The following is a 9,358-nucleotide window of genomic DNA, read 5'->3' on the forward strand; positions in this document are numbered from 1 at the left end:
TAGCGGTGGTTATTGCTGGGCATAACTGAGCGCTCTGGCCGGCATGGCCGGCGCCGCGGCCTCCGGCGTGACGCTGGCCACGGCAGGTCCGCGCAGGCCGGGAACCGAGCCTGGGGCATCCGTGGGCGCACCGTTGATCATATTGGAAAGTCCGCTGAATCCGGCCTGGGCGATCTTCCGCAGCACCAGATCGTCGGCAGCCTGCCAGGGGTCGCGACCGCCCTTTGCTGTGGTTGGTTCCTCGCCGGACAGCCGCAGCGCGCGCTGCTGGTTGGCGTCGTAGACGTCCCAGACCCAGGCGATCACGGTCCTGCCGCGCACCACCTGGGCGGAGAGGTAGCTGCGCACGCGGTAGGCGGCCGTCCCCTCGCGCGAAACGATCGCGAGACTGCGCAGCTTGGATTCGCTGTCGAGCACGCCGACCATGCGGTCGAACACCTGCGGCGGCGGTCCGTCAATGGACTCGAAGGCCACCGTCGCGCCGGAGCCGGCGCTCGGCGTCGCCATCGCGTAGGAATTGGCGGGCGCGTTGCCGCCGGCACAGCCGGCCAGCACAGTCGCTGCCGTCAGCAGCACGACCGCCAGCACGCGCGAGCCCGCACGGCGCAGTAAAGATGACGCTTCCCTCATTGAGGGCAGCGATATCGTTAAAATCGATTAAGGTCTAGGGCGGGGACGACACAGCACACCGTCATTCCAGGTTCGAGGCTTTGCATCGCCCCGGAATGACACGGAGTTTCTGTTGTGTTCACCCTTCCAGCGCGATCGCGTGGACGTGGCGGCCGTAATCCGGCTCTTTGCGATGCACCGAACGGCGATAGCTGAAGAAGCGTTCGTCCGCGTAGGTATCGAGACCGAGGTCGTCGATCATCAGAATGCCGGCGGCTTCCAGCCGCTTGCGGATGAAGCCGGCGAGATCGAACATCGCGTGGCCCTCGCGCAGCGATGGAATGAAGAATACGGCATTCTCCGCATCCGCCTCGATGAAGCGTTCAACGAACTCGTTGCCGACCTCGTAGCTGTCCTGCCGGATCAAGGGGCCGATCGCGGCGATGATGCCGCTGCGCGAGGCGCCGAGCTTCTCCATCGCCGCAATCGTGGACTCCAGCACGCCGGTCAGCGCGCCCTTCCAGCCGGCATGGGCGCCGCCGATGACGCGGGCATTGGGATCGACGAACAGCACCGGGCCGCAATCGGCGGTGGAGACGCCGAGCGCGATGCCCGGCGTTCGGGTCACCAGCGCATCACCCTTCGGCCGCGGTCCGCTCGGCCATGGCGCGTCGGCAACGAGCACGTCGGGGGAGTGGATCTGGTGCAGGCTGACGAAGCGGTCGGCTGCGACGCCGACATGCTCGGCCATACGGCGGCGGTTCTCTGCAACCAGGGCCTGATCGTCGTTGGAGCCGAGCCCGCCGTTCAGCGCGGCATAGATCCCCCTGGAGACGCCCCCTTCACGCGTGAAGAAGGAATGGCGCAGGCCGGGCACCGCCGACAGCAGCGACGACGTGACGGTCATCGATTGCCTCCGGCCTGTTCCAGATCGCTGAGGCCGGCAAGGCCCGTCAGCCGCGGCTCGGAGACGCCGAGCACCTTGAACATCGCGCCCATGCCGCCGCGCCCGGTGTCGGTCAGCCGTTTCAGCGCCACCGAAATGTCGGTGGCGACTTCAGGCGTCGCCTTCTGCATCAGCGCCGCCGCGCGGGTGTCGATGCCGACGCGCTTGAGGAAATCACCTTGCGTCACCGGCCCGTGCACGCGCGCGCCGACGTCCTCGGCCGCCCGCGCCAGCGCCTGAAAATCGACATGGGCGGTGACGTCGGCCTGGCCGGGAGCCTTCAGCGGATCGGTGAAGCTGTGACGTGCGATCGCCTGGAAAGTGTCGCCGGCATCGCTGCGCAGATGGCCGTAGTCGATGATCAGCGCCGCGCCGTCCTGCTCGCGCACGCGCGTGGCGAGCTTCATGATCTCGGTGTCGGGCCGCCATTCGAACACTGCGCCGACCGGCGCCGCCCGCACAAGGGGCGGCAGCAGCACCTCGAAGCGCGGCGTCGGCTCGGATGCGGCGCCGAACTGGAGCTTGCCGTTGGGATCGATCTCGATCACGCGCTCGTGCCAGCCGTCCTCGCGCCTCACCATCTGGTGGATCGGGAGCACGTCGAAATATTCGTTGGCGAGGATGATGCCCGGTCCCTCGGGCACGTCGTCGATGCTGTCGTGCCAGGAGACATTGTTGCGCACGCCCGACAAAGTCGCCTGCTGCCGCTCGCGCAGGACCGGATTGACCTCGACCAGATGAATGCTGAGCCCCTGATAGAGCGGTGGCAGCACCCGCAGTGCGCGCAACGCGTCGGCCATCATGGTCCCGCGGCCGGGACCGATCTCGATGAGTCGCAGGGATTGCGGCGAGCCCATCTGTTTCCAGACCGAGGCCGTCCACAACCCGAGCAGCTCGCCGAACATCTGACTGACTTCGGGCGATGTGGTGAAGTCGCCTTCGCGCCCGAGCGGATCGCGCGAGACGTAATAGCCGTAGCGCGGATGCATCAGGCACGCTTCCATGTAGCGCCAGACCGGCATGGGGCCTGACGATTTGATCAAGGCCTTGATCTCGTTGAGCAGGGGCTGTTCGGTCACGTGTCTTCTCGAAATCAATTAACGAACGGCTTCAGTGGCCTTCGGCGCGCCGCGCCTGACAGCCAATACAATAAGTATGCTGCCGACAATAAGCATCGGGATCGACAACAGCATACCCATTGTCAATCCGCCCCAGAGGTAACCGAGCTGGACGTCCGGCTCGCGGAAATGCTCGCCGATGATCCGTGTCAGGCCATAGACCAGGATGAAGGTACCGAGGATCATGCCGGGACGCTTCAAGGCCCCCCTTCGGATCATCACCGCGAGCACGACGAACAGCAGGACGCCCTCCATGCCCGCTTCGTAAAGCTGGCTCGGATGGCGCGGCACATCACCGCCGGTCGGAAAGACCATGGCCCAGGGCAGACTCGGGTCGGCTGCGCGGCCCCACAGCTCCCCGTTGATGAAGTTGGTCAGTCGCACCAGGAAAATTCCGATCGGCGCAACGCCGCAGGTGATGTCGCCGAGCGACAGGATCGAGATGCCATTCTTCCGGGCGAACCACATCACCGCCACGACGCAGCCGAGAAAGCCGCCGTGGAACGACATGCCGCCTTCCCACAATTTGAAGATGGCCGCCGGATGCTCGGTGAAGAACGGCAGATTGTAGAACAGCACGTAACCGGTGCGGCCGCCGAGAATGATGCCGAGCGTCACCCACAGGATGAAATCGTCGATCTGCGTCAGGCTGATCGGCGATGCGCCGGCCCATAGCCTGTCCTTCTTGATCAGTGAACGTGCATACAGCCAGCCGAACGTGATCCCGCAGATATAGCCGAGCGCGTACCAGCGGATCGCGAAAGGCCCGATCGCGACCGCGATCGGGTTGAAGGACGGGAAGTCGATGAGCAGAGGGGGCATCGCGCCTGCTATTGCTGGACGAGATTGCGGCGATAGAGCGCCAGCAGCCGCTCCCAATGCCGCTCGGCGGCGGCGCGGTCATAGACCGGGCGCTTGGGGAAGGCGAAGCCGTGATGCGTGCCGGGATAGACCTCGACCTCGGCCTTCGCGCCTTGCATGCCCTCTTTGACCTTCTCGACAATCTCCGGCGGCGCGTAGACATCGGTCTCGGCGCAGGCGAAATACAGCTCAGCCTTGGTCTTGCCGGCCGCGAGATGCGGGCTGTCGTCCTGGTCGGTCGCGAGCTGCACACCGTAGATCGAGGCGGCGGCCTTGACGCTTTCAGGGAAATGCGTGGCGGCGTTGATGGCGTAGCGTCCGCTCATGCAGTAACCGACGGTGCCGACCATCTTGGTGTTCGCGCTCACTTGGCCCTCGGCATAGGTGAGCAACGCGCGCGTGTCGTCCATGATCATGGGAATGGTCAGTGAGCCCATCAGCGCGAACATGCGCTTGCGCTCCGGCGCGTTCGGGTCGGCCGGCAGCGCGCCAAGCTCCATCACGCCGGAGCGGTAATAGAGATTCGGCAGCATCACGTAATAGCCCGAGGTCGCGAGCCGGCGGGCCATGTCGCGCAGCTCTTCGCGGATCGCCGGCGCGTCCATGTAGAACAGGACGACCGGGAACGGTCCGCCGCGTTCGGGATGGACGATGAAGGTCGCGGTGTGGCCGTCCCTGGTGGGGATTGCGATCTGCTGCTCGATCATGTCTTGCGTTCCGCGTTGTGATTCCCGTTATGCCGGGACGTTGAATACGATTGCAAGGAAACCGGGACATGACAAGGATACCGCGGCGCGGCCCTTGAACCCGTCACCGCGGATTGCCATTGTCTTTCCACGCGTTCGCGCAAAGTTTATCGGGGCCGCCAAAGCACCGGTAAGAGACCGATCAGGAGACCGACATGACCCAGACCACCAACCGGTTTTTCGACGAGATCGGCCGCATGATGAACGATGCCGCCGGTGCGGCTCAGGGCGTCAAGCGCGAGTTCGATACTGTCATGCGCAACCAGGCCGAAAAATTCCTGCGCGACATGGACCTGGTCAAGCGCGAGGAGTTCGAGGCAGTCAAGGACATGGCCCGCCTGGCGCGCGAGGAGAACGAGACCCTGAAGGCGCGCATCGCGGCGCTGGAGGCCAAGCTCGGCGGTTCACCCTCGCCCTCCAGGGGAGGGTAGGAACCCGGGCCGCCAGCCCATTCTCCTTGTCATTTCCGCATCTTCCGGGTAAAAGCCCGCCACGTTCACGGCCCCCGCACCCCTGGAGGCTTGCTGTGGACCATGCCATGGGCCGCGCTGCGGCCCATTAACTTTTGCAAAAACAAGGACTTAGACTATGGCGACGACCGTCAAGGAATTGAAGGCGACCGCACGTCCGAAGAGCGGCAAGGGGGCCGCCCGGGCTGAGCGTCGCGCCGGGAGAGTGCCCGGAGTGATCTATGGTAACAACCAGCCCCCGCTCCCGATCTCGGTTGACGATCGTGAACTGCGCCAGCGCATCCTCGCCGGCCGGTTCCTGACCACGCTGGTCGACGTCGAACTCGACGGCAAGAAGCACCGCGTGATTCCGCGCGACTATCACCTCGATCCGGTCAGGGACTTCCCGATCCATGTCGATTTCATGCGGCTCGGCGAAGGCGCTACCATCCGCATCAGCGTTCCCTTGCATGTCGTGAAGGCGGAAGGTTCGCCCGGCGTGAAGCGCGGCGGCACCGTCAACATCGTTGCCCACGCGATCGAGCTCGAATGCGGCGTCGAGAGCATCCCGCAATACATCGAGGCCGACGTCGGCTCGCTCGAAATCGGTCACTCGCTGCATCTGTCTGACATCAAGCTGCCGACTGGCGTGAAGGCGCTGACCCGCGAGGACGCGACCCTGGTCACCATCGTGCCGCCGTCCGGCTACGCCGAAGAGCAGAAAGCCGCTGCTGCGGCTGCTGCTGGTGGCGCGGCTCCGGGCGCGGCGGCTGCTCCGGCAGCTGGCGCTGCGGCTCCGGCCGCGGGGGCTGCTGCGTCTGCGGCTGCTGCCAAGGCTCCCGCCGGCGGCGACAAGAAGAAGTAATCTCTCGAGAAAGCCGGCGCGTGATCTCCGATCGCGCGCTGGCTGAGGGGCGCGCCGCGTCATGCGACTCTTTGTTGGGCTCGGCAATCCCGGCGCGAAATACGCACGTAACCGGCACAATATCGGCTTCATGGCCGTCGACGAGATCGCGCGGCGTCATGGTTTCGCACCATGGCGCCGTCGCTTTCAGGGTGAGACTTCGGAAGGCACGCTCGGCACCGAGCGCGTGATCCTGCTCAAGCCGACGACCTACATGAACGATTCCGGCCGCAGCGTTCAGGAAGCGGCGAGCTTCTTCAAGATCGCGCCTGGCGACACCACGGTGTTTCACGACGAGCTCGAGCTGCCGCCGGGCAAGGTGCGGGTGAAGATCGGCGGCGGCATCGCCGGCCATAATGGCCTGCGCTCGATCTCGGCGCATATCGGCAACGAGTATCGCCGTGTCAGGCTCGGGATCGGTCATCCCGGCGTCAAGGAGATGGTGCACGGCCATGTCCTGTCGGACTTCGCCAAGGCCGACAACGACTGGGTGACGACGCTCTGCGACGCGGTGGCCGAGCACGCCGCACTGATCGCCAAGGGCACGGACGCGACCTTCGCCAACAGGGTGCATCTGGCGATGCAGGCGAAGGGATTTTTGACCAAGGACGAAAACGGCAAGGAATAGGCTCGTGGGATTCAAATGCGGAATCGTCGGATTGCCCAATGTCGGCAAGTCGACCTTGTTCAATGCGCTGACCGAGACGGCTGCGGCGCAGGCCGCGAACTATCCGTTCTGCACGATCGAGCCCAACGTCGGCGAGGTCGCCGTGCCCGATCCGCGGCTCGACAGGCTGGCGGCGATCGCCAAATCGGCGCAGATCATTCCGACCCGGCTGACGTTCGTCGACATCGCCGGCCTCGTGCGCGGCGCTTCGAAGGGTGAAGGTCTGGGCAACCAGTTCCTGGCCAACATCCGCGAGGTCGACGCCATCGCGCATGTGGTGCGTTGCTTTGAGGATTCCGACATCACCCATGTCGAAGGCAAGATCGCCCCGCTCGCCGACATCGAGACCATCGAGACCGAGCTGATGCTCGCCGACCTCGACAGCCTCGAGAAGCGCGTCGACAACCTGAGCAAAAAGGCCAAGGGCAACGACAAGGACGCCAAGGAGCAGCTCGACCTCGTCAACCGCACGCTGGTGCTGCTGCGCGACGGCAAGCCCGCGCGGCTCGTGGAGCGCAAGGCGGAGGAGGAGCGCGCTTTCGGCATGCTCGGCTTGCTGTCGTCCAAGCCCGTGCTCTATGTCTGCAACGTCGAGGAAGGCTCGGCTGCGACCGGCAATTCGTTCTCCAAGGCCGTGCAGGAGCAGGCCGCCAAGGAAGGCGCCGTGGCCGTCGTGATCTCCGCCAAGATCGAATCCGAAATCGCGACCATCTCGCGCGACGAGCGCACCGACTTCCTGGAGACGCTGGGTCTGGAAGAAGCCGGCCTCGATCGCCTGATCCGCGCCGGCTACACGCTGCTCGATCTCATCACCTATTTCACCGTCGGCCCGAAGGAAGCGCGGGCCTGGACCATCTACCGTGGCACCAAGGCGCCTGGCGCCGCCGGTGTCATCCACACCGATTTCGAGAAGGGCTTTATTCGCGCCGAGACCATTGCCTATTCGGACTATGTCGCCTGCAACGGTGAGGCTGGCGCGCGCGATGCCGGCAAGCTCCGCCTGGAAGGCAAGGAATACGTCGTCGCCGACGGCGACGTGATGCACTTCCGCTTCAATACGTAAGGCGCGAAGCGGGGTGCCTCACCGCATCCCGCCGCCCTGATCCCTGATCGCGCCGAGATGCTCGTTGATGCGAAACACGATCAGGATCAATTCCGCGGCGATGCGCGAGAACACGACGCCGACGACGACGCCCGCGATCGATTCCAGCACGACGAGGAACCCGGCAAACGGGCTGATTGCCATCGCGGTGAGGCCGGCAAAGATTCCGGAGAGTCCGAACAGGCAGATCACGCCGATCACCAGCCAGTAGAAGGTCTTGATGATCGTCGGCGTGATGAAGCGGTCCCATTGAAACAGGTCGCTGAATGAAAACATCGCTCTCCCCCGGGCAGATCGCGCCCCCCGGCCGCGCTGCCAGACAATGAGGCAGGTCCGGCCCGACTCGCTGAATGTAGCACGAGCCATGCGGACCGGCCGGTTGAGATTGCCGCAAAGTGCGGCCACAATCTGTCCTTCCCGCAAAGCTTTTCCAACATGACCCTGACATTCGAAGATTTCCCGACCGGCCGCTATGGAACGTTCGGCCCGCGCCACGTCACCCGCGACGAGATCCTGGCCTTCGCCGCCGAATTCGATCCGCAGCCGATGCATCTGGACGAGGAGGCCGCCAGCAAAAGCATGCTGCGCGGCCTTTCCGGCTCCGGCTGGCACCTCTGCTCGCTGATGATGCGGATGATGGCCGACGGGTTCATCACCCGCGCCGCGTCGCTCGGATCTCCCGGGGTCGATGAAGTGCGGTGGCTCTCGCCGCTCAGGCCGGACGACGATCTGACACTGGATGTTGACGTGCTCGAGGCGCGTACCTCGAAGAGCCGTCCGAATCTCGGCATCGTCAAGTTCAAATGCACGATGCGCAACGCCAAGGGCGAAGTGCTCGGCGAGATGGTCTCGCCCATCCTGATCGAACGGCGCGCGGGAGCGGTCTGATGCGGTTCTTCGAAGAGATCGAGATCGGCCAGCGTCGCGACATCGGCAGCTATCATTTCACTGCGGAATCCATCAAGGCGTTCGCCGCCAAGTTCGATCCGCAGCGCTTCCATCTCGACGAGGAGGAGGGCAAGAATTCGCTGTTTGGTGGGCTCGCTGCGTCCGGCTGGCATGTCGGCTCGGCCTGCATGAGCCTGCTCGTCGCCGACGGCCAGCGTCAGGCGCGGGAAGCCGCAGCACGCGGCGAGGAGGTCGCCGTGTGGGGCCCGTCACCGGGGTTTCGCGATCTGCGCTGGATCAGGCCGGTGCTGTCAGGCGACACCGTGAGTTACGCAAATATCGTCATCGACAAGCGCAGCTCCGCCTCGCGCCCTGGGTGGGGCATTCTGACTGCCCGCACCACCGGCACCAACCAGCGCGGCGAGGAGGTCTATTCCATCACCGCCAGCGCGTTCGTGCCGATGCGGAAGGGCGGTTAGACCAGTTCCAGAATGAACGAGAAAACCAGCGCGAAAAACTTGTCAGCCAGTGTTGCCCGCGCGCTATGGACGCGATTCCGGGTGGCTGCCATAAGCCTCCCCAAGACGGCTGGCGCTCGCAAAGCGGCTGCCGGAACCATCGAGTTGCTAACCAATTATGAACCTGTCGCTGTCTATTTGAACGAACTGGGCAGAGTACAGGGGACGAGAACAATGGCAGACCGCGGCGCACTCAAGCTGGTCGGATTCATCTTCGCTACCACGACCTTGGCCGTGATGCTGGTGGCCGGGATGGTGGTGAAGGGTTACGCCGACGGCGCCTACACCCTGGAAGCCTCGACCGTCGACGCGAGCCGTTAAGGCCTCGTTAACTCCGCGGGGCCACGAACTGGCCTCCGCGCGGAGCCGCAACGCGGCCTTCCCTTCAGCGGCTATAGACGAGCGCCAAGATCGCGATCGCAATAGCCAGCAGCCCGACAAAGCGCAGCATGATGCTCCCGAACTGGTTTGGCGCGGGCCGCAACGGTATCGGGGCCGTGTTATCGGGCCGAATGCTTTCCATCTGAGATGTCCCCGAGGCCCGGCCGTC

At 64.7% G+C, this 9,358-nt stretch carries 13 protein-coding genes; 7 read left to right on the forward strand and 6 right to left on the reverse strand.

The features are described 5' to 3' along the window. Positions 1-9 precede the first annotated feature (9 nt). The 5 genes from BM222_RS18705 to BM222_RS18725 all read right to left on the reverse strand — a co-directional run bounded on the left by BM222_RS18705 (position 10) and on the right by BM222_RS18725 (position 4,241). Positions 10-630, reverse strand: coding sequence for a hypothetical protein (locus tag BM222_RS18705; protein WP_092230110.1), 621 nt, complete (start codon positions 628-630; stop codon positions 10-12). A 118-nt stretch (positions 631-748) separates the two neighbouring features. After that, entirely contained in the window at positions 749-1,516 is a 768-nt protein-coding gene (pgeF, locus tag BM222_RS18710) for a peptidoglycan editing factor PgeF (protein ID WP_092230112.1), read from the reverse strand. Further along, positions 1,513-2,634: a class I SAM-dependent methyltransferase gene (locus tag BM222_RS18715; protein ID WP_092230114.1), complete on the reverse strand. Its 1,122-nt coding sequence runs from the start codon at positions 2,632-2,634 to the stop codon at positions 1,513-1,515. Before BM222_RS18715 ends, pgeF begins: the two co-directional genes overlap by 4 nt. 18 nt (positions 2,635-2,652) lie before the next feature. Beyond that, the gene (gene lgt / locus BM222_RS18720; protein ID WP_092230116.1) at positions 2,653-3,495 is read right to left on the reverse strand and encodes a prolipoprotein diacylglyceryl transferase; all 843 of its coding nucleotides are present in this window, start codon (positions 3,493-3,495) and stop codon (positions 2,653-2,655) included. Between the two features lie 8 nt (positions 3,496-3,503). Further along, positions 3,504-4,241, reverse strand: a complete 738-nt coding sequence (locus BM222_RS18725; protein ID WP_092230118.1) for a dienelactone hydrolase family protein — start codon at positions 4,239-4,241, stop codon at positions 3,504-3,506. Between the two features lie 194 nt (positions 4,242-4,435). Between BM222_RS18725 and BM222_RS18730 the strand changes: the two genes are divergently transcribed. The 4 genes from BM222_RS18730 (at position 4,436) to ychF (ending at position 7,363) form a co-directional block, all read left to right on the forward strand. After that, positions 4,436-4,711, forward strand: a complete 276-nt coding sequence (locus BM222_RS18730) for an accessory factor UbiK family protein (RefSeq protein WP_092230120.1) — start codon at positions 4,436-4,438, stop codon at positions 4,709-4,711. Positions 4,712-4,868: 157 nt separating this feature from the next. Then, positions 4,869-5,594: a 50S ribosomal protein L25/general stress protein Ctc gene (locus BM222_RS18735; RefSeq protein WP_092230122.1), complete on the forward strand. Its 726-nt coding sequence runs from the start codon at positions 4,869-4,871 to the stop codon at positions 5,592-5,594. A 61-nt stretch (positions 5,595-5,655) separates the two neighbouring features. After that, positions 5,656-6,261 (forward strand): aminoacyl-tRNA hydrolase, encoded by a 606-nt coding sequence (pth, locus tag BM222_RS18740; protein WP_092230124.1) that lies wholly within the window; start codon positions 5,656-5,658, stop codon positions 6,259-6,261. Between the two features lie 4 nt (positions 6,262-6,265). Next, positions 6,266-7,363: a redox-regulated ATPase YchF gene (ychF, locus tag BM222_RS18745; protein WP_092230126.1), complete on the forward strand. Its 1,098-nt coding sequence runs from the start codon at positions 6,266-6,268 to the stop codon at positions 7,361-7,363. An 18-nt stretch (positions 7,364-7,381) separates the two neighbouring features. Here the strand turns inward: ychF and BM222_RS18750 are convergent, their stop codons facing one another. After that, positions 7,382-7,678 (reverse strand): DUF4282 domain-containing protein, encoded by a 297-nt coding sequence (locus BM222_RS18750; protein WP_092230128.1) that lies wholly within the window; start codon positions 7,676-7,678, stop codon positions 7,382-7,384. A gap of 159 nt (positions 7,679-7,837) precedes the next feature. Between BM222_RS18750 and BM222_RS18755 the strand changes: the two genes are divergently transcribed. Genes BM222_RS18755 through BM222_RS40090 form a run of 3 tightly spaced genes read left to right on the forward strand, consistent with a single transcriptional unit; the run spans position 7,838 to position 9,129 of the window. Further along, complete coding sequence (locus BM222_RS18755; protein WP_092230130.1) at positions 7,838-8,290, forward strand: MaoC family dehydratase; 453 nt, start codon at positions 7,838-7,840, stop codon at positions 8,288-8,290. Beyond that, the gene (locus BM222_RS18760; RefSeq protein WP_092230132.1) at positions 8,290-8,769 is read left to right on the forward strand and encodes a MaoC family dehydratase; all 480 of its coding nucleotides are present in this window, start codon (positions 8,290-8,292) and stop codon (positions 8,767-8,769) included. The genes BM222_RS18755 and BM222_RS18760 overlap by 1 nt, the downstream gene beginning before the upstream one ends. Positions 8,770-8,781: 12 nt before the next feature. Next, the gene (locus tag BM222_RS40090; RefSeq protein ID WP_143105995.1) at positions 8,782-9,129 is read left to right on the forward strand and encodes a hypothetical protein; all 348 of its coding nucleotides are present in this window, start codon (positions 8,782-8,784) and stop codon (positions 9,127-9,129) included. Positions 9,130-9,358 lie beyond the last annotated feature (229 nt).

It is taken from the genome of Bradyrhizobium sp. Gha (genome assembly GCF_900113735.1).
In the GTDB taxonomy this organism is placed as follows: domain Bacteria; phylum Pseudomonadota; class Alphaproteobacteria; order Rhizobiales; family Xanthobacteraceae; genus Bradyrhizobium.

Bases quoted from the DNA above. Each gene is read 5' to 3' on its own strand.
- pth (WP_092230124.1), top strand. From the start codon at position 5,656: ATGCGACTCTTTGTTGGGCTCGGCAATCCCGGCGCGAAATACGCACGT.
- BM222_RS18730 (WP_092230120.1), top strand. From the start codon at position 4,436: ATGACCCAGACCACCAACCGGTTTTTCGACGAGATCGGCCGCATGATG.
- BM222_RS18755 (WP_092230130.1), top strand. From the start codon at position 7,838: ATGACCCTGACATTCGAAGATTTCCCGACCGGCCGCTATGGAACGTTC.
- lgt (WP_092230116.1), bottom strand. From the start codon at position 3,495: ATGCCCCCTCTGCTCATCGACTTCCCGTCCTTCAACCCGATCGCGGTC.
- BM222_RS18760 (WP_092230132.1), top strand. From the start codon at position 8,290: ATGCGGTTCTTCGAAGAGATCGAGATCGGCCAGCGTCGCGACATCGGC.
- BM222_RS40090 (WP_143105995.1), top strand. From the start codon at position 8,782: ATGAACGAGAAAACCAGCGCGAAAAACTTGTCAGCCAGTGTTGCCCGC.
- BM222_RS18705 (WP_092230110.1), bottom strand. From the start codon at position 630: ATGAGGGAAGCGTCATCTTTACTGCGCCGTGCGGGCTCGCGCGTGCTG.
- pgeF (WP_092230112.1), bottom strand. From the start codon at position 1,516: ATGACCGTCACGTCGTCGCTGCTGTCGGCGGTGCCCGGCCTGCGCCAT.
- BM222_RS18750 (WP_092230128.1), bottom strand. From the start codon at position 7,678: ATGTTTTCATTCAGCGACCTGTTTCAATGGGACCGCTTCATCACGCCG.
- BM222_RS18735 (WP_092230122.1), top strand. From the start codon at position 4,869: ATGGCGACGACCGTCAAGGAATTGAAGGCGACCGCACGTCCGAAGAGC.
- BM222_RS18725 (WP_092230118.1), bottom strand. From the start codon at position 4,241: ATGATCGAGCAGCAGATCGCAATCCCCACCAGGGACGGCCACACCGCG.